Origin of the sequence: Phycicoccus elongatus Lp2, assembly GCF_000367525.1 — a bacterium.
GTDB lineage: Bacteria > Actinomycetota > Actinomycetes > Actinomycetales > Dermatophilaceae > Phycicoccus_A > Phycicoccus_A elongatus.
On sequence record NZ_HF570956.1, the window covers coordinates 2,120,623 to 2,139,086 of the forward strand.

19 protein-coding genes are annotated in these 18,464 nt (G+C 69.6%); 8 read left to right on the forward strand and 11 right to left on the reverse strand.

Annotated features, from left to right (window positions below):
- Positions 1 to 56 precede the first annotated feature (56 nt).
- Positions 57 to 1,601 (reverse strand): PhoX family protein, encoded by a 1,545-nt coding sequence (locus BN10_RS10235; protein WP_010851169.1) that lies wholly within the window; start codon positions 1,599 to 1,601, stop codon positions 57 to 59.
- Positions 1,602 to 1,729: 128 nt separating this feature from the next.
- Here BN10_RS10235 and BN10_RS10240 point away from each other — a divergent pair, with 128 nt between their 5' ends.
- On the forward strand, positions 1,730 to 2,605 hold the full coding sequence (locus tag BN10_RS10240) for a sulfurtransferase (RefSeq protein WP_010851170.1): 876 nt from the start codon (positions 1,730 to 1,732) through the stop codon (positions 2,603 to 2,605).
- Here BN10_RS10240 and BN10_RS10245 read toward each other — a convergent pair.
- From BN10_RS10245 to BN10_RS10260, 4 genes are all read right to left on the reverse strand, one after another.
- Positions 2,595 to 4,268 carry a hypothetical protein gene (locus BN10_RS10245; protein ID WP_010851171.1) on the reverse strand — a complete coding sequence of 558 codons (1,674 nt, stop codon included), beginning with the start codon at positions 4,266 to 4,268 and terminating at the stop codon, positions 2,595 to 2,597. The genes BN10_RS10240 and BN10_RS10245 overlap by 11 nt on opposite strands.
- Positions 4,269 to 4,854: 586 nt before the next feature.
- Positions 4,855 to 6,075: a multidrug effflux MFS transporter gene (locus BN10_RS10250; protein ID WP_010851172.1), complete on the reverse strand. Its 1,221-nt coding sequence runs from the start codon at positions 6,073 to 6,075 to the stop codon at positions 4,855 to 4,857.
- An 11-nt stretch (positions 6,076 to 6,086) separates the two neighbouring features.
- Positions 6,087 to 7,490, reverse strand: a complete 1,404-nt coding sequence (locus tag BN10_RS10255) for a glycine--tRNA ligase (RefSeq protein ID WP_010851173.1) — start codon at positions 7,488 to 7,490, stop codon at positions 6,087 to 6,089.
- 33 nt (positions 7,491 to 7,523) lie between these two features.
- Complete coding sequence (locus BN10_RS10260; RefSeq protein WP_010851174.1) at positions 7,524 to 8,006, reverse strand: MarR family winged helix-turn-helix transcriptional regulator; 483 nt, start codon at positions 8,004 to 8,006, stop codon at positions 7,524 to 7,526.
- A gap of 63 nt (positions 8,007 to 8,069) precedes the next feature.
- Here BN10_RS10260 and BN10_RS10265 point away from each other — a divergent pair, with 63 nt between their 5' ends.
- Genes BN10_RS10265 through BN10_RS10290 form a run of 6 tightly spaced genes read left to right on the forward strand, consistent with a single transcriptional unit; the run spans position 8,070 to position 12,662 of the window.
- Positions 8,070 to 9,227, forward strand: a complete 1,158-nt coding sequence (locus BN10_RS10265; protein ID WP_010851175.1) for a phosphotransferase — start codon at positions 8,070 to 8,072, stop codon at positions 9,225 to 9,227.
- A 27-nt stretch (positions 9,228 to 9,254) separates the two neighbouring features.
- A complete protein-coding gene (locus BN10_RS10270; RefSeq protein WP_010851176.1) occupies positions 9,255 to 9,539 on the forward strand; it encodes a DUF6703 family protein in 285 nt (94 codons plus the stop codon).
- 48 nt (positions 9,540 to 9,587) lie between these two features.
- A complete protein-coding gene (locus tag BN10_RS10275) occupies positions 9,588 to 10,526 on the forward strand; it encodes a metal ABC transporter substrate-binding protein (protein WP_233354303.1) in 939 nt (312 codons plus the stop codon).
- Complete coding sequence (locus tag BN10_RS10280; protein WP_010851178.1) at positions 10,523 to 11,284, forward strand: metal ABC transporter ATP-binding protein; 762 nt, start codon at positions 10,523 to 10,525, stop codon at positions 11,282 to 11,284. Before BN10_RS10275 ends, BN10_RS10280 begins: the two co-directional genes overlap by 4 nt.
- Positions 11,284 to 12,279: a metal ABC transporter permease gene (locus tag BN10_RS10285; RefSeq protein WP_010851179.1), complete on the forward strand. Its 996-nt coding sequence runs from the start codon at positions 11,284 to 11,286 to the stop codon at positions 12,277 to 12,279. The genes BN10_RS10280 and BN10_RS10285 overlap by 1 nt, the downstream gene beginning before the upstream one ends.
- Positions 12,276 to 12,662, forward strand: coding sequence for a Fur family transcriptional regulator (locus tag BN10_RS10290; RefSeq protein ID WP_010851180.1), 387 nt, complete (start codon positions 12,276 to 12,278; stop codon positions 12,660 to 12,662). The genes BN10_RS10285 and BN10_RS10290 overlap by 4 nt, the downstream gene beginning before the upstream one ends.
- 30 nt (positions 12,663 to 12,692) lie before the next feature.
- Here the strand turns inward: BN10_RS10290 and BN10_RS10295 are convergent, their stop codons facing one another.
- Together BN10_RS10295 and recO are read right to left on the reverse strand one after the other, a co-directional pair.
- Entirely contained in the window at positions 12,693 to 13,547 is an 855-nt protein-coding gene (locus BN10_RS10295) for an isoprenyl transferase (protein WP_084311022.1), read from the reverse strand.
- Positions 13,499 to 14,224 (reverse strand): DNA repair protein RecO, encoded by a 726-nt coding sequence (gene recO, locus BN10_RS10300; protein WP_010851182.1) that lies wholly within the window; start codon positions 14,222 to 14,224, stop codon positions 13,499 to 13,501. The genes BN10_RS10295 and recO overlap by 49 nt, the downstream gene beginning before the upstream one ends.
- A 134-nt stretch (positions 14,225 to 14,358) precedes the next feature.
- Between recO and BN10_RS10305 the strand changes: the two genes are divergently transcribed.
- Complete coding sequence (locus tag BN10_RS10305) at positions 14,359 to 14,985, forward strand: alpha-ketoglutarate-dependent dioxygenase AlkB (RefSeq protein WP_010851183.1); 627 nt, start codon at positions 14,359 to 14,361, stop codon at positions 14,983 to 14,985.
- On the opposite strand, the gene BN10_RS10310 is transcribed toward BN10_RS10305, so the two are convergent.
- The 4 genes from BN10_RS10310 to BN10_RS10325 form a co-directional block, all read right to left on the reverse strand.
- The gene (locus tag BN10_RS10310) at positions 14,921 to 16,468 is read right to left on the reverse strand and encodes a WS/DGAT/MGAT family O-acyltransferase (RefSeq protein WP_010851184.1); all 1,548 of its coding nucleotides are present in this window, start codon (positions 16,466 to 16,468) and stop codon (positions 14,921 to 14,923) included. The two genes, BN10_RS10305 and BN10_RS10310, sit on opposite strands and share 65 nt — an antisense overlap.
- A gap of 27 nt (positions 16,469 to 16,495) precedes the next feature.
- The gene (locus tag BN10_RS10315; RefSeq protein ID WP_010851185.1) at positions 16,496 to 16,924 is read right to left on the reverse strand and encodes a DUF2000 domain-containing protein; all 429 of its coding nucleotides are present in this window, start codon (positions 16,922 to 16,924) and stop codon (positions 16,496 to 16,498) included.
- Positions 16,917 to 17,876, reverse strand: a complete 960-nt coding sequence (locus BN10_RS10320; protein WP_010851186.1) for an alpha/beta fold hydrolase — start codon at positions 17,874 to 17,876, stop codon at positions 16,917 to 16,919. The genes BN10_RS10315 and BN10_RS10320 overlap by 8 nt, the downstream gene beginning before the upstream one ends.
- A gap of 7 nt (positions 17,877 to 17,883) precedes the next feature.
- On the reverse strand, positions 17,884 to 18,464 hold a 581-nt coding region (locus BN10_RS10325; protein ID WP_324603523.1), incomplete at its 5' end, for an alpha-isopropylmalate synthase regulatory domain-containing protein.

Sequence of the window (18,464 nt, forward strand, 5' to 3'; positions counted from 1 at the left end):
CACCGTCTTGGGGGCGTGTCCCCTTCCGGCGGATGCCGGCGATGCGAGGCCTGAGCTCAGGCGCCGATGACACCACCGTCGAGACGCCGGATCACGACGGTCGAGGGACGGGGACGACCGGCCGGGTCGAACTCCGGCCAGTTGGAGACCGCGCGGGGGTTGGCCGGCGTCGGTGTGCCCCACGCGGTCGTCGACTCGCCCGGGTGCTGGACGTTCACGAACATCGTCCGCTGGTCGGGCGTCGTCACCACGCCGGTGATCTCGCAGCCGCGTGGACCGGTGAGGAACCGACGGGTCTCGCCGGTGCGCGGGTCAGCGGCGAGCATCATGTTGTTCCCGATGCCGTCGTAACCCTTCGCAGCCAGGTTCTGGCTGCTGTTCGAGATGTCGGTCTGGATCCACAGGCGCCCGTCGGCGTCGAAGTAGAGCCCGTCCGGGGAACCGTACTTGTCCCCCTTGATCGTCACGCGCGAGTCGTATGCCGGGTCGCCGGCGAGGACGAAGAGGTCCCAGTCGAAGGCGGTGCCGGTCTTGTCGTTGCGGCGTTCCTGCCAGCGGATGATGTGCCCATAGGGGTTGGGCGTCCGCGGGTTGGCCGCGTTGTGCTGACCCGACCCGTTGGTGAGCGTGCAGTAGACATCGCCGGTGCGCGGGTTCTCGGTGATCCACTCGGGGCGGTCCATCGGCGTGGCCCCCTGGGCGTCGGCCGCGGAGCGGGTCCGCAGCAGCACATCGGCCTGGTCGGCCCACCCGTTGGCCACCGTCAGGGCCCCCTCCCCGTGCACCAGGGGGAGCCATTCGCCGGTGCCGTCGTCGTGGAACTTCGCGACGTAGAGGTGACCGTTGTCGAAGGGGCTGGCGCCCCGGGCCCGCTCGTGGCGCCAGGGGCGCTCCCCGACGAACTTGTAGATGTACTCCTTTTCCTGGTCATCGCCGCTGTAGACCACGACGCGACCCTTGGGCTCGGTGACCAGCGCCCCCTCGTGCTTGAACCGTCCGAGCGACGTCCGCTTCACCGGGGTGGAGGTCGGGGCCTGCGGGTCGATCTCGTCACACCAGCCGAAACGGTGGATCTCGTTGGGGTTCGCGGCGATGTCGAAGCGGGGATCGGCCAGGTGCCAGTTGTAGCCGAAGCCGACCTTGTCGACGCCATAACGCTTCTGCTCCGCGGTTGCGGTCCAGGTGACGCTGGTCGTGCCGAAGTAGCCGTTCCAGTTCTCCTCGCAGGCCAGAAAGGTGCCCCACGGGGTGTGACCCATGGAGCAGTTGTTGAGCGTGCCGCGGGCCGGGCCGTTGGCCGCGAGTGCCGGGTGGTCCTCACCGACCGGACCACTGAAGTCGACCGGGGTGTTGCCGTGCACCCGCCGGTTGAACTCGGAGTCGACCTGGCTCCAGGAGCCGTCGGCCGCCTGCTCGATGGCGATGACGGTCACGCCGTGGGCGTGGAGGGCCTTGGTGACCTTCTCGGCGGTCATCGGGGTGGGACCCTCGGGGTAGAGCATGATCGGGTCGACGTACTCGTGGTTGAGCACGAGCAGCCCGCGCGCGGACCCGGCCGGACCCTTGCCCGTCGAGAAGAAGTGCATGATCACATAGGTCATGAGGGCTCCTTGGGTCCGTGGGGAGGATCGCAGTCACCGTGGGAAGACCGCCCCCAACCGCTGGCGATGTCCGCGTGAACAATGAGCGTCCATCGGTGAGGCTCCGCTGGCCGGTCTAGGGTGCGTCCATGTCCTTCCTGGTGTCCGCCCACGAACTCGCTCGGCTCCTCGAGACCGGCGGCACCCGGGTCCTCGACGTCCAGTTCGCGCTCGGCGGACCCCCCAGCATCGAGTTGTATGCCGCGGGCCACATCCCCGGTGCACCCCACCTGCCGCTGGAGCCGGCGCTGGCCGGGCCGGCCGGAGAACGCGGACGTCACCCGCTGCCCGATCCCCAGGTCCTCCAGGAGCACCTGCGCCGCTGCGGCGTCGACGACGACTCCTCGATCGTCGTCTACGACCAGCAGACCTCCCTGGCGGCTGGCCGTGCCTGGTGGATCCTGCGCTGGGCGGGCCTGACCGACGTCCGCGTCCTCGACGGTGGTCTGGCGGCGTGGGTCGCCGCCGGCTTCCCCGTTGCGTCCGCGTCGCCCGCGCCCATGGCGACGGTTCAGGCGGACGCAACGCAAGGGTTGGGGGGCGCTGAGGGGCGAGGAACGGTCACGGTGCGTCCCGGAAGCCTGCCCGTGCTGGATCTGGCGGACGTCCCACGGGTGGCGGCGGGCGGCATACTCGTCGACGTGCGGGCTCCCGAGCGCTATCGCGGAGAGGTGGAGCCGATCGATTCGGTGGCCGGCCACATCCCCGGCGCGGTGAACCTGCCGATGGGCCTGATGCAGCACGGGGACGGCACCTTCCGATCACCGGACGAGATCCGTGGTCTGGCGGCCGAGGCAGGGATCGACGGGTCCACCGTGGTGGCGACGTCTTGCGGCTCGGGCGTCACGGCCTCCCAGATGGTCCTGGCGCTCGCGACTGCAGGGCTCGACGCCACGCCCTACATCGGGTCGTGGAGCGAGTGGATCACCGACCCTGAGCGGCCGGTCGCGACCGTCACAGGGTGAATTCCCCGAACCACGACCGCTCATCCGGCGCCGGCAGTTCGCTGACCCTGAACTGCTCCCCGGAGTGCACGTCCCACGCGAGGATTCGCCAGACCGTCGGGGAGGCCGAGAGATAGAGGGCGCGGTCCGAGGGCGCCCAGGCCAAGGCTGAGCAACAGCGCGTGGCGTCACCACGATCGTCGGCCTGCGCGAGCACCAGCGCTGTCGCACTCGGTGAGACGTCGACCGTCACGGCCAGAATGCCCTGTCCTGCGTGGGCGGGCATGATGGCGGCGTTGAACACGGTGGCGGCCGCGCTCCAGCCCGACTGGGAGGTGACCGTCGGACTTCCGAATCCATTGATCGGGCCGCCGACGGCGTACTGCGCCACGGCGCCACCGCGTCCGTCGAAGCCGAGCAGGTTGGGGGCGGCATCGACGACCAGCCGGAAGCGACCGGCGTCACCGGGAGGAGCCATGGTCTGCACGTCACCGGTGGCGAGCACGATGCGCTGCGGATTGCCCAGGCTCGACAGCACGATGCTCGACTCGTCGCTGGAGAAACCAACGCTCTCGGCCTGGGACAGGTCGGCGGGAAAGGCGAGCATCTCGGCGGTCAGGACGTTGACGACGACGACACCGTTCGCGCTCGGGAGCACAATGCGGTGCCGGTCCCTCGAAATCGACCGCGGACCGACCGCCGCGAAGCCCGGTCGAGCCGGCGGGATGACGATCGCTGGGACGTCCACGTAGTCAGGGTTGCCGCGAGGCACGTTGAGGACAGCCCGCCCGGTGCCGTCGGGCAGACGGCGAATGAGGATCGCCCGCACGCTGCGCGTGCCGATCAGACCGGGCGCCAGGGCCGGGACGTCACCATCCGGGATACCCAGGCGAGGTGTGATTCCGGTGTCCTGCAGGGTATTCGGGAGCACAGGGAGCTTGGCTTCATCTGCTGCGGCCACGGCGACTCGAACCCTCACTCCCCCCACCGTGAAGATGGGCCGCACGCTGCCAGAGGCAGAGACCGACGCCTCACCCGTCGCCAGGCCGGGATCGCGCCGATCATCGAGGCGAAACGCGACGGCTCCGATCACCACCGCGGTCGCAACCCCCGCGAACAGCCAGCGACGACGAGTCCGGCGGCGCCGGTCGGCGACCACGGCAAGCGCCCGGTCGAGCAGGTCCGTCGGGGCAGGCTCTGCCTCGACGAACCGGTGCAGGGCCTCCTCGGCCGTCGGGGTCCATGGCAGGGCCGCCAGTCCCACACCCAATTCCTCCAGAGCCGACCGCTCAGCGCCCGGGTCGAGGGCGACGTCGTCATAGGCCCAGGCCGCGAGCACCTTCCGCTGCACCGGGTCGAGAGCGGTCAGGGCGCGCGTCGTGACGCGGAGGACGTCGAGGCCCTCGCCCAGGTCGTCCGCGTCGACCCGGTTCAAGGGGAGGCCCCGATCACTCTGCGACGCGATGCCGGGTAGGTCCGCAAGCGCTCCGTCCAGGGCCCGCCGGGCGGCCTCTCCGGCCTGGAGTTCAGGGTCGTGCCGCTGGGAGAGCAGCCGCACCAGCGCAGCCGTCACCGCCGCCGTGGCCACACCGGAATCCAGGGTCGTGATGAGCGCGATGGCGTGGAGCGCGGGCGCGCGGGCGCGCAACTCCTCCAGGTGTGGAGCGTCGGCTCCGTCGCTCATGGACCGACTGTAGTGGCGCGCTCTCGCCTCAGAGCCAGCCGTTCTCGTCGGCAATACGCACCGCATCGGCTCGCGTCCGGGCGCCCATCTCGCCGATGGCGGGGAAGATCGTCACCATCAGGAGGTGTTGGCTCCGGCCGAGCGCAGATCAGCTCGGTCGCCGTGATGCCGTCCATGCCGGGCTGTCGACGTCCATGAGGACGACGTCCGGCCCCAGGGCACGGACGCGATCGACGGCCCGCTGTCCGTCAACGGCCTCCCCGACCACGTCGAGGTCTCCCTCCAGGGTGAGCAGGCGGCGAGCGCGCCACGCAGCAGCGCCTGGTCGTCGGCCAGCAGCAACCTGATCGTCATCGCCCCACCTCGGCGACCCGGACGGTGAGGGTTGATCCGTGTCCGTCGACCCCGGCGCGCCCCGAGCCGTCGTCGGTGACGGTGACCTGCGCAGGCGTGACGGTGACCGTGCAGCATCGAGCTCCAGCGTGTCGCAGCACATTGGTGACACCCTCGCGGACCGCCCACGCGAAGAGTCCGCGAGCGTCTTGTGTCGCCGGCTACGTCGCAGTAGGTGCTGCGATCGCGACTCCTACTGCGACGTAGCGCGCGAAGGGTCTGCGGTCGCCGCGAGGTGCCAGACCCAGAGCAGGCAACCGAGCACGATGAGGGCCAGGCTGGTGAGCGCAAGGGCCGTCACGGAGCCAGTGACGATGGGCGCCACGGCCGACGCGATCACGGCGTTGGTGGCCAGGGGCATCACGCCGGCGACCGACGCCGCCGCGCCGCGCACGCTCGGGAACAGGTCGAGCAGAGCAACCTGGATCGTCGGGAAGGCCGTACCCGACCCGAGCGCGATGAGGCTCGGCCCGACGACCGCCCAGGGGAGCACCGGTCCGAAGGCCACCGCGAGGAGGACACCCAACACGGCTGCTGCCGCCGAGAAGGAGAAGCCCACCGTGATAAGTAGGCGTGCGCTGACTCGACCGGCCGCGCGACCACTGATCCAGGACCCGACGATGACCCCACTGATCATCGGGACGAAGAACATCCAGAAGTCGCCCTCCCCCTTGCCGAGCAGGTCGACGACGAAGATCGCGGCTGCGCCGATGTAGATGAACTGCCCGGCAAAGACGAAGGTGATCGCCCAGCTCATCCGCTCGAATTCGCCGCTACGAGCGACCTGCCACAGGTCCGAGAGCATGGGTCCGAGGCGCAGCGGACGCCGACGCTCCGCCGGATGCGTCTCCGGGATCACCGCGACGACGGCGGCCCCGAGCAGCAGCGCGAACCCGCCGATGAACCAGAAGATCGCCGGCCACGGTCCGACCCGCAGCAGCAGCCCCCCGATGATCGGGGCGACCGCCGGAGCCAGCCCGAAGATCATCATGACCCGGCTCATCATCCGCTGGGCCTCGGGCCCGTCGAAGAGGTCGCGGATGATCGTGCGCCCGATGATCGTCGACCCGCCAGCCGAAAGTCCCTGCAGCACACGGAAGAACAACAGCACTGACAGGTTGGGCGAAAGCGCGCAACCCACGCTGGCCATGGCGTATGCCGTGAGCGCACCGATGATGACCGGCTTGCGACCGATGGCATCGGACAGCGGCCCGTGGAACGGCGTCATGACGGCGAAGGCCAACATGTAGGCACTCACCACGAGCTGCATCTGCTCGGCGCCGACGCCGAAGTCACCCCGCATCTGCGCGAACGCCGGGAAGGGCGTGTCGATCGAGAAGGGGCCGAGCATCGACATCCCGGCCAACACGAGGGTGAGCAGCACCCCGGCCCGCCCAGGTGAGCTGCGCGGCATACCGCTCCCGGTCAGCAGCCCACGAGGCGTTGGGCCAGCCAGCCCTCGACCTGGTCGAGGGCGACCCGCTCCTGCTGCATCGAGTCACGCTCGCGGATCGTCACGGCCTGGTCGTCCAGGGTGTCGAAGTCGACGGTGATGCAGAACGGCGTGCCGATCTCGTCCTGGCGGCGGTAGCGCTTGCCGATCGCCTGGCTGTCGTCGAAGTCGATGTTCCAGTTGCGGCGCAGCTGGGCGGCGAGGTCGCGGGCCTTCGGGGACAGGTCCTCGTTGCGGGACAACGGAAGCACAGCCGCCTTGACGGGCGCCAGGCGCGGGTCGAGCCGGAGCACGACGCGCTTGTCCACGCCGCCCTTGGTGTTGGGAGCCTCGTCCTCGGTGTAGGCATCGACGAGGAAGGTCATCAGGCTGCGCGAGAGACCGGCCGCCGGCTCGATGACATAGGGCGTGTACTTGCTGTTGGTCGTCTGGTCGAAGAAGACCAGGTCGGTGCCCGAGTGCTTGGTGTGCGTCGACAGGTCGAAGTCGGTGCGGTTGGCGATGCCCTCGAGCTCGCCCCACTCGCTGCCCGCGAAGTTGAACCGGTACTCGATGTCGGTCGTGCCCTTGGAGTAGTGCGAGAGCTTCTCCTTGGGGTGCTCGTAGTGCCGCAGGTTGTCGGGGTCGATGCCGAGGTCGACGTACCACCGGGTGCGCTCGTCGATCCAGTACTGGTGCCAGTGCTCGTCGTCGCCGGGCTTGACGAAGAACTCCATCTCCATCTGCTCGAACTCGCGGGTGCGGAAGATGAAGTTGCCCGGCGTGATCTCGTTGCGGAAGCTCTTGCCGGTCTGGGCGATGCCGAAGGGCGGCTTCTTGCGCGTCGCCTGCATGACGTTGAGGAAGTTGATGAAGATGCCCTGCGCGGTCTCCGGCCGCAGGTAGTGCAGGCCCGACTCGTCGTCGACGACGCCCAGGTAGGTCTTGAGCATCATGTTGAACGAGCGGGGCTCGGTCCACTGGCCCTTCACGCCACAGTCCGGGCAGCCGAGGTCGCTCGTGGGGACGTCGTCCGGGTTGAGCTCGTGGCCCTTCTTGGCCGCCTTCTCCGCGACGGCCTCCTGGAGGTGGTCCATCCGGTGGCGCTTGTGGCAGTTGAGGCACTCGATGAGCGGGTCCGAGAAGGCTCCCACGTGACCCGAGGCGACCCACGTCTGCAGCGGCAGGATGATCGAGGAGTCGAGGCCGACGACGTCCTCGCGCTGCTGGACCATCGCCTTCCACCACTGGCGCTTGATGTTCTCCTTGAGCTCGACACCCAGGGGCCCGTAGTCCCACGCCGACCGCGTCCCGCCGTAGATCTCACCGCACGGGAAGACGAAGCCCCTGCGCTTGCAGAGGGAGACGACGGTGTCGACGACGGAGGGAGCAGCCATGCGGGCAAGGATAGTTGGGCCCGCGTATGCCGCTCACACCGGTTTCGGGCGCCCCTCCCGGTCCAGATCGTTCAGGTCCCGGAGCACGGATCGGAAGGTCGCATAGCGCTGAGGACCGACCTGGTCCGCCCAGGTCGCTTCGAGGGCGGCGATCCGGCGGCGCACGAGCCGAACCGCGCGGGTGCCGGCAGCGGTGCGCGACACCAAGCGCGCCCGACCGTCAGAAGGATCGGGCACCTGGACGAGATGGCCGGACTCGACGAGAGCGGACACGAACTGCCCGGCTGCTTGCGTGGTCACTCCCACCCGCTCCCCGATGTCCGAGACCCGCACACCGCCGCGCCCCACGGCCTCCAGCACGCGATAGTGCGAGGTGCGCAGCGCCGCCGGACCGCCGGGCGAGGTGAGGGAGCGCTGCGCGGCAAGGAGGACCCCCATGAGCATCAACACGTGGGCCTCGCCATCGTCAGGTGATCCGTCCGAACCCGACCCCTCTGACCCCTTGACCTCGATCACAAAGCGACTTTAGCATTTCCATTGTGAAAGCCACTTTGGCGTTCGGAGACAGGCAGGCAGGCCATGACCGCCCTCGCAAAGGACCGCTCCAGTCTTGGTCGGTTGGACATCGATGACGATCACCTGACGGCGCTGGCCGCCCGCGCCCTGGGCGAATCACCCCAGGAGGTGCAGTTGCTCTCCTCGATCGCGTCGCCGCACCCCTACGCGTTGCCAGCGCTGACCACAGCCGGTCGGCACTGGGTGCGCGGAACCCTCTCCACGCCCCGCGGCCCCCGCGACTTCCGTCTCTTCGTCAAGCACGTCCAGCGCTTTTCCACCTCCGTCCATGCCGCCATGGTCCCGGAGGAACACCGTGCCGCCCTCGATGCCGCCCTCCCCTGGGCCAACGAACCCAGCGTCTACCGGTCCGGCCTGGCACAGGCCCTCCCCTCGGGGTTGACCATGCCCCGTGCCCTTCTCGTGTCGGACCTCGACCAGGATTCGGCCTCGATCTGGCTGGCCGAGGTGACGACCCGCGATGACCCGTGGACGACCGCGCAACTGGAGCGCGCGGCATACCTGCTCGGGCGGTTTGCCGCGAGCCCGGGCGTGCGCGCCGTCGCCGAGGAGTCGGGCCACCGGATGGCAGCGGTGGGCCAATACGTCGAGGGACGCCTTCGGCATCAGGTCGTGCCGGCGCTGATGGACGACGGGCTTGCCCACCACCCCCTCATCGCCGCCGCCTTCTCCCCCACCCTCGTGGCCAGGTTGCGGGCCGCGGCGGCGCAGCTTCCCAAGGTCGTCGTCGAACTCGATGCCATGCCCCCGCTCGCCTCGCACGGCGATGCCTGCCCCAACAACCTGCTGATCCACCCGGATTCCTCGGACATCACACTGATCGACTTCGGCTTCTTCGGCCTCCAACCGGTCGGCTTCGACCTCACCCAGCTCCTGGTGGGCGAGGTGCAACTCGGCCGTCGACCGGCCTCGGCGCTCTCCGCCGACGAACCCGTCGCCTTGTCGGCCTACGTGCGCGGGCTGCTCGACGAGGGCCAGTCTCTGACCGAACGCGAGGTCCGCCGCTCCCATGCCCTCCTCATGATGGTCTTCTGCGGGCTGTCGGCCTACCCCTTCGAGCTGCTCGACCAACCGGTCACCCCGGCCACGGTGGCGATCGCCACCGAGCGGGCACACCTGGCCGGCTTCATCCTCGACCTCGTCGAGGCCACCACGGAGTGAGGGAAACAGCCACGTAGGCTGCGTGCCGTGCCCACCCTGCGTGAATCGATCGAGACCGCCAGCCTGCCCACCGTGAAGGCCATCTCCGGCCTGCCGCGGTTCGTGCCGTTCCTCGTCGTGCTCGCCCTGATGATCGGCGGCATCGTCATCAAGGACTGGGGCTGGATCCTCATCGGCATCGTCATGGTCTTCCTGGCGTGGATGCTCTACCTCGGCTGGCCCCGTCTAACCAGCTCCGAGAAGCTCATGCGCAGCGCGATCCTGCTCCTCACCGCCGGCGTCACCCTGACCCGCGCCTTCCCCCAGGGCTGACCGCCCTCCTTTTGACAATCATTCTCATTTGAGTTGAGAATGATTGTCATGTTGCGACGCGTGCTCCCGGCGCTGGTCATGGGCACGCTCGCCCTGACCGGCTGCGCCGCCCCCACGCGCTCCGCAGACAGCCGGGTCCACGTCGTCGCCGCCTTCTACCCCTTGGCGTATGCCGCGCAGCAGGTCGGCGGCGATCGGGTCACCGTGGAGACCCTCACCAAGCCGGGCGGTGAACCGCACGACCTCGAGCTGCTCCCTCGCCAGATCCTCGACATCCAGGACGCAGCCCTCGTTGTCCACCTTTCGCACTTCCAGCCCGCCGTGGATGCGGCCCTCGCTGCTCACGCGGCCGAGCGTTCCCTCGACGTCGCCGAGGCGGCGGACCTGCTCACTCTGACCGAGGAACATGACCACGGCGCAGGGCATGGCGACGCTCACGAGGCCGGCGACGGGCACGACCACGGCGCGGTGGACCCGCACTTCTGGCTCGACCCGACGCGTCTGGCCGCCGTCGCGGAGGCGATCGCTGACCGGCTCGCGCAGGCCGACCCGGCCGGCGCCACGGCATACCGTGCCAATGCCGCGGCCTTCACGGCGCAACTGACCACGCTCGACGCCGAGGTGGAGACGGGCCTGGCCACCTGCACCAATCGAGACCTGGTGACCGGCCACAGTGCCTTCGGCTATTTCGCCGAGCGTTACGGCTTCACCCAGGAGCCGATCAGCGGCCTCTCCCCCGACCTGGAGCCCCGGGCCAGCGACCTGGCCCACGTCGTGGAGTTCGTGCGCGAACACGACGTCCGGACCATCTATGCCGAGACGATCGCCAGCCCGCTCATCACCCAGACGCTCGCCCGGGAGACCGGGGCCCGGATCGCAGTCCTCGACACCGTCGAAGGAATCAGCGACGAGAGCGCCGCCGCCGACTATCCCGGCGTGATGCGCGCCAACCTTGCCACCCTCCGCCTTGGACAGGACTGCCCATGAGCACCCCCCTCATTGCCGCGCGCGCCGTCAGCTTCGGCTACGACGATCGGGTCGTCGTCGACCGTCTCGACCTGTCCGTGGGCGTCGGAGAGGTCGTCGCCCTGCTCGGCCCCAACGGCTCGGGAAAGTCGACCCTCGTCAAGGGACTCTTCGGCCTCGTCCCCCGGCTGGGTGGGACGATCGAGGTCGAGGGAAAGGTCGGAGACGCGTCGACCCACCATGCGCGCATCGGCTATGTGCCGCAACGGCATTCGCTCGCCCAATCGGTCCGCTCGACCGTGAGTGAAGTCGTCGCCGCCGGCCGCCTGCCGCATCGCCCATGGTGGCAGCCGGCCACCCGCAGCGACCGCGACCTCGTGGCCCGCGCGATCGAGGCCGTCGGTCTGAGCGACCGCGCACACGCCGAGGTGTCAACCCTCTCCGGGGGCCAACAACGCCGCGTCCTCATCGCCCGTGCCCTCGCGGGCCAGCCGGCGCTGCTCGTCATGGACGAGCCGACGGCCGGGGTCGACCACGCCAGCCAGGTGGTGCTCACCGAGGTGCTCGGCCGGCTCGCCGCCTCGGGCACGGCCATGCTCGTGGTCACGCATGAACTCGACGTCCTCGCGGACGTGGTCACCCGCATCGTCTGCCTCGACGCAGGACACATCGACTTCGACGGCTCGCCCGGTGCGTATGCCGCGCACCTCGCCGACGCCGACCACCCCCACGTCCACGCCGGCCACCACCACGACGACGACTCGACCGGAGGTCGCTGATGCTTGCCCTCGACTTCATGCGCCAGGCCCTTGTCGCGGCCGTCCTGGTCGGTATCGCGGCCCCGATGATCGGCGTCTTCCTCGTCCAACGCCAGATGTCCCTCATCGGCGACGGCATCGGCCATGTGGCCCTTGCCGGGGTCGCCGCCGGCTTCCTCACCGGGACGATGCCGTTGGTCACGGCGCTCACTGCGGCGGTCGCCGCTGGAGCCGCGGTCGAGTTCATTCGCCTGCGCGGGCGCACCGGCGGTGACCTCGCGCTGGCCGTGATGTTCTACGGAGGCATCGCCCTCGGCGTAGTGCTCATGGCCCTCTCGCCGACGGGCACCCCGGCCAACCTCACGGCATACCTCTTCGGGAGCCTGCTCACCACGAGCAGCGGCGACCTCGTGCTCTTCGCCGTCCTCGCCGCCCTTGTCATGGGGGTGACCTGGGTGCTCCGGCCACGCTTCTTCGCCGTCGCGCAGGATGAGGAGTACTCGCGCGCCAGCGGCCTGCCGGTGACCGCCCTCAACGTCCTGCTGTCGGTCCTCACGGCGGTCACGGTCGTCGTGTCGATGCGCATCATCGGTCTGCTGCTCATCTCGGCGCTGATGATCCTGCCCAATGCAACCGGGCAGCTGCTCGGACGCAGCTTCGCGGCGACGATCCGATGGGCGGTCGCCATCGGTGTCTTCTGCGCACTCGTCGGCGTGACGACGTCCTTCTATGCCGGCACCCCGAGCGGTGCCACCATCGTGCTCGTCGCCATTGTCTGCTTCCTCGTGACGGCCGCCGTCGGCGGACTCCGGGCACGGGTGGTCCGGGCGCAACACGAGCGGGCTGAGCGTCATCTGCACGAGCACGGGCCTGCGTGCGGGCACCCGGCCGTCCCGCACGGCGACCACGTGGACTACCTCCACGACGGGCATCGGCATGCCGCCCACGCTGACCACTGGGACGAGCACGCCGACCACGCAGACCACACCCACGTCGACGAGGGCGTCCACCGATGATCGCGCGCCGCCCCACCAAGCAGCGGGCCGCCTTGGCCGACGCCTTGGCCGACACCGACGAGTTCGTGTCGGCGCAGGACCTGCACGCCCGGATCGCAGCCGGGGGCAGCAACGTCGGGCTGGCCACCGTCTATCGCAACCTGCAGGCCATGGCCGCCGAGGGCGCGATCGACGTCCTACGCACCGACGACGGTGAAGCGCTCTATCGCGCGTGCGGCACGGCCGAGCACCATCATCACCTGGTCTGCCGCGACTGCGGCCGCACCGTCGAGATCTCGGTGCCGGCGTCCTTCGAGTCGTGGTCGGCCCGGGTCGGCGCGGACGAGGGTTTCACCGACCTGTCGCACACCGTCGAGATCTTCGGCACCTGCCCCACCTGCTGAACAAGAGAGGCGGCGCTCACCCGAACCTCACTATTGGTGAGTTTCTGTTCTCGGCATGTCGACGGCGCCACCCATGCGGCGTTCGCGGTGGACGTACTCCTCGATCGCGGACCACAGGTCGCGGCGGTCGTAGTCCGGCCAGAGCCGGTCCTGGAAGACCATCTCCGCATAGGCGCTCTGCCAGAGCAGAAAGTTGCTCGTCCGTTGCTCTCCCGAGGACCGGACGAAGAGATCCACATCGGGCATGCCCGGCTCGGGAAGGTAGCGGGCAAGCGTGCGCTCGTCCACGGCCGACGCCTTGAGTCGCCCGCGCGCGACGTCCTGCGCGATCGCCCGGGCGGCGTCGCCGATCTCGGCGCGCCCGCCGTAGTTGACGCAGAAGTACAGCGTCAGTCCGGTGTTGTGCTTGGTCAGCTCCTGGGCGATCTCGAGCTCCTTGATGACCGAACCCCAGAGTCGGGGTCGACGGCCCACCCAGCGCATGCGCACGCCCCAGGCATGGAGCTGGTCACGCCGCCGCCGGATCACGTCACGGTTGAAGCCCATGAGGAAGCGCACCTCCTCGGGCGAGCGCTTCCAGTTCTCGGTGGAGAAGGCGTAGGCCGAGAGGTGGGTCACTCCCACCTCGATCGCTCCGGCGACGACGTCCAGCAGTGCCGCCTCTCCGGCCTCGTGCCCCTTCGTTCGGGGCAGTCCGCGCTCGTTGGCCCACCGGCCGTTGCCATCCATGACGACGGCCACGTGGCGAGGCAGCGCCGACGCGGTGACCACGGGAGGACGGGCTCCGGAAGGGTGAGGAAACGGTGCGGCATACCTCGACTGGGGGCGCGGGTCGGTCACCGCTCCACCATACGGAGTGAGCGCAGGCCGCGTTCGAGGTGCCATTGGAGGAAGGCCGCGACCAGACCGGCGCCCTCGCGTCGATGGCGCGGATCCGAAGCGTCCGCGATCACCCAGTCGCCGGTGAGCAGCGCCGACAGCAGACCGAGGGTCTCGCGGGCCGGAGCCGCCGATCCCGGCGGCCGACACAGCGGACACACCGAACCCCCGCCCACGACGTTGAAGGCCAGATGTGGGCCCGGCGCACCGCATTTCGCGCAGTCGTGGAAACTCGGGGCATAGCCGGCGATCGCCATCGCCCGTAGCAGGTAGGCGTCGAGGACGAGGTTGGGGTCGTGGACCGCGCCGGCGAGGGAGGTCAGGGCGCCACGCAGCAGGAGGAACTGCTGCAGAGCCGGCTCTCGTTCCTCGGTCAGTCGGTCGCAGGTCTCGAGCATGACGCTGGCAGCGGTCCAGGTCTCGATGCCGCGGGCCAAGCGGTCACCCAGCGGGTCGATCGACTCGGTCTGGGTCACGGTGTCGAGCGAACGCCCCTCGTAGCACTGGACGTCGATGACCATCGCCGGCTCGAGCCGGGCGCCGAACTTACTCTTGGTCTTGCGCACCCCGCGCCCGACCGCGCGCACCTTGCCCAGCCTGCGTGTGAGCAGAGTGATGATGCGATCCGACTCCCCCAACTTCTGGGTGCGCAGGACGATCGCCTCGTCACGGTAGGTGGGCACCGCACCATTGTCCGTGGTCCCACCGACAGCAGGGGTATGCCGCGCCGCGCGGGTCCCCCGCCCCGCCCACCGCTCCCCGCCACGCCGACCGCGAGCATCGAACATTCGTTCGATGTTCCTGCTACCCTGTGCCCATGGTGACCCTTCAGGGATCCCTCCTCGACCTCGGCGATCAGATCGCGCTGGGGCGCGTCGGTGAGGGCATGACCCGCCGTCATCTCACCCATGGCGCGTGGCTCGATGTGCGACCCGGCTGGCTGACCGCGGGCGACCGACTGCTCGAGGTTCTCGTTCACGAGGTGCCCTGGCAGGCCGAGCGGCGCCAGATGTATGACTCGGTCGTCGACGTGCCCCGGCTGACCCGGTTCTACGCCGAGGGCGAGCCACTCCCCCGGCCGGTCCTCGCGCAGGCCCGGGACGCCCTGTCGGCCCATTACGCCGGTGAACTCGGTGAGCCCTTCACGACTGCCGGCATGTGCCTCTATCGCGACGGGCGAGACTCCGTGGCCTGGCACGGAGATCGGATCGGTCGCTCGCGCGAGCAGGACACGATGATCGCCATCGTCTCGCTCGGCGCTGATCGTCCGCTCTCGCTGCGCCCACGCGACGGAGGCCCGTCGATCAAGGTGGCCGCCGGTCACGGTGATCTGGTGGTCATGGGTGGCAGTTGTCAGCGCACCTGGGACCACGCCATCCTCAAGACGAGCGCGGTCGTCGGCCCCCGGATCTCGGTGCAGTTCCGCGTGAGCGGCGTCCGCTGACGTTGCGCTCGGTGTGGGCCTCACTCTCGCTGCCGTTGCCGGCCGCGGCGTGCGCAGCCGCCACGAGGAGAGCGAGCTCCTCGCCGAACCAACCCATCAGGTCAGCCAGGTCAGGCACGGTCTCGCGGGCCGCCACGAGCCCGAAGTTCAGCTGGCCCAGATAGCCGATGACCGTGATGTTGAGGCCGATCCCGTCGGTGACGACCGAAACCGGGTGATGCGCAAGCAGTTTCGCGCCCGCAAGGTAGATCGGCACATTCGGACCGGGCACATTGGAGATGACCGTGTTGAAGGCAGGCAGCCGATGCAGGATCTTGCTCGCGAACATCACTCGGGCGGCCCGCGCCGTGAGAGCCGGGGGCGCGAAGTCGGAGACGTCGTCGACGAGTCCCTGCGGGATGAAGGCCTGTTGCGCCTTGGCGATCATCGTGGCCTGCCGGGTGACCGCGAGCCGCTCGACCGGGTCCTCGAGTTGCGTGGGCAGGGCCGCGAGCATGGCCGAGACCTTGTTCCCGCCCACACCGTCGTCGGCGCCGCGGATCGAGACCGGGACCATGGCCACGAGCGGCCCGTCCGGTAGGGCGTCGTGAGCGAGCAACCACCGGCGCAGAGCACCCGCGCTGATCGCCATGACGACGTCGTTGACCGACACCTCGAAGGTGTTCTTGACGAACTTCACCTCATCGAGCGGGAGCGAGGCGAAGGCAAACCGCCGATGCGGGGAGATGGCGACATTGAGCGGGGTGGGTGGCGCGACCAAGGGCGCCGAGGACTTGATGACGCCACCGTCGCCGGACGGCCCTCGGCCGAGGCCGAGCAGGTTGCCGACCAGCGGGCCGACGACGGGTGCGACGGCCGGGATGGCGCGGACCCCGTTGACGGCCAGCTTCGCCACCTCGATAGGGCGCCAGGCCAACCGCCCGATCGCCTGTACCCCGAGCCGGGCGGCACCGGGTCCGGGTTGCGGCCGAAACTCCGGCGCCGGTCCGGGCGTCGGCGCCTCCGGGCTGAGGTCGAAGAGCAGCGTGAGCATCTCGGCGCCACTCACGCCGTCGATCGCGGCGTGGTGCACCTTGGTGTAGACCGCCATCCGGCCACCGGCCAGCCCACTGAGCAGGTAGGTCTCCCAGAGCGGGCGCTCCCGATCCAAAGGGCGCGCATGGATCCGCGAAACCTGCTCCGCCAGTTGCTCATCCGAGCCGGGGCTCGGCAGACCGAGTTCGCGGACGTGGTAGCCGATGTCGAAGTGGCGGTCGTCGACCCACACGGGCTGGTCGATCCCCAACGGCACCGACTGCAGCCGTTGCCGGAGCACCGGCACAGCATCGAGACGCGAGGCGAGGATCGCCGTCAGTCGCTCGAGCGTGAGGGGTTCGGTCGCCGTCGAGGGATCGAGGATGCTGAGGCCCCCGACATGGCCAGTCGAGGTCGGCGTCTCGAGCGCGAGGAAAGCGGCGTCGAGCCCGGTCAGTCGCCGCGTCATGAGTTGACCCCAGCGATCGGAGGGTTCTCACGGATGGAGTCGGGCACCTTTGACCACCTTGTCGACGGCATTCTTCGGACCGTGCAGCGCCAGGCCCACGAGATCGAGGCGATCGCTGGGCACGTCGGCGACGACGGCCCGATTGGCCGCGTCATGACCGGTACTGAACATCTCCCGGGTGTACACCGCAAGGGGTATGCCGCGCCCCACGGCCCGCTCGCGGGCCGCAGTGAGCGTTTCGCCCGAGGCGGCGAAGACGAGAACGGGGATGCCGAGCAGGGCGAGGTAGTCCTGCCCGCTGCCGTCGCGATAGGCCTCTCCGACCAGGTCGGGATTGGCGGCCGCGAGGCCCGACGCGAGGAAGGCGGTGACGTTGAGTTTCTGCCAGGCCTCGAGGTCGTCCCGCACGAGGATCGCGACCTTGGTCGCGAACGGTGGGGTCAGCGCCTCACTCATCGGATCCTGCTGCGGACGTGCCCTCGACGCGACGCTCGATCCACTCGTCGACGACGGCCGCCACGCTCTGGGGCACCTCCATCTGAGGGACATGACCGACACCCGCGAACTCGACGTAGTCCCAGTCCGGATTCGCCCGCGCCGTGCGCCGCGCCGCCTCGACCGAGACGAGGCGGTCCTTGTCACCGTGCAGCAGCAGGACCGGACCGGGGAGCGCGGCCAAATGCGCGGCATACCGGCGCGGACGACCGACGACGACGAGCAGCGAGCGGGCCGCCCGGGTGAAACTCCTGTCGATGTCGCCCATCGCGCCATCGATCGCGCCGCGGCGGGTCGCCACCTCGACGTTGACGTCCATGACGGCCTGCGAGCCCTTGCTGCGGTCGGCGAAGACCAACGCGGCCACCTGCTCCGCGAGCACTCGCGGAGGCAACGTCTGTCGAGCCCGTCGCAGGCCGGCCTCGGCCACGCCCGGGAGCGCGAAGACCGCGAATCGGCTGGCGACGACCGGATCCGGGCGCACCGGCACTGCGGGCAGCGCGGGGTCGACGAGCACCAGCCCCGCGACGAGGTCGGGTCGCGAGCGGGTCACGAAGGTGGAGATCATCCCGCCCATCGAGTTGCCCACGACGATGGCCGGACGGCGCACGACGTGCTCGAGGAAGGCGACGACCAGGTCACGGTTCGCCAGCACCGCCGTGTCGGCGGGATGACCTGCGGTGAGCCCGAATCCGCGCAGGTCGAGAGCAAAGACCTCTCGGTGCTGCGACCACATCTGGCCCACCTCGAGCCAGTTCGTGTGCGAGCCGCCGAGGCCGTGCACGAGCACCATCGGGGTCGCATCGACGCCACCCTCGGGCGCATCCCAGTGGATCCAGTGGACGTCGCCGCCGAGGTCGGTGTGGTGGTGGGTGGCGCCCCAGGGGGTGGCGTGCGCCAGGTCGGCCGTCATGAGCCCATCATGCGCCAGTCACCACGGCGGCGTCCCGATCGGCGCGATTGAGCGCCGACATGATCGCCCGGAAGGACGCCTTGACGATCGACTCGTGCAGGCCGACGCCCCAGAGCACCCGGTCACCCACCGCGCATTCGACGTATGCCGCGGCTCGGGCGTCGCCGCCCGCCGACAGGGCGTGCTCGGCGTAGTCGAGCACCCGAACGTCGACGCCGATGCTGGTGAGTGCATCGATGAAGGCGGCGATCGGGCCATTGCCGCGGCCGAGGACGGTCTGCTCGACGCCGTCGACCTTGATGGTCGCCTCGATGGTGTCCTGGCCCTCGTCATTGCCGGTCACCGTCGAGCGCACAGGGGTGTAGCGGCCCCACCGGTCGCCCTCGACCTCGGCGTGGAGGTACTCGTCGGCGAACATCGCCCAGATCTGGGCGCCGGAGAGCTCGCCACCCTCGGCATCGGTGCGCTTCTGCACGACCTGGCTGAACTCGACCTGGAGGCGGCGGGGCAGGTCCAGCCCGTGCTCGGACTTGAGCAGGTAGGACACCCCGCCCTTGCCGGACTGGCTGGGGGGGGGGGGGGGGGGGG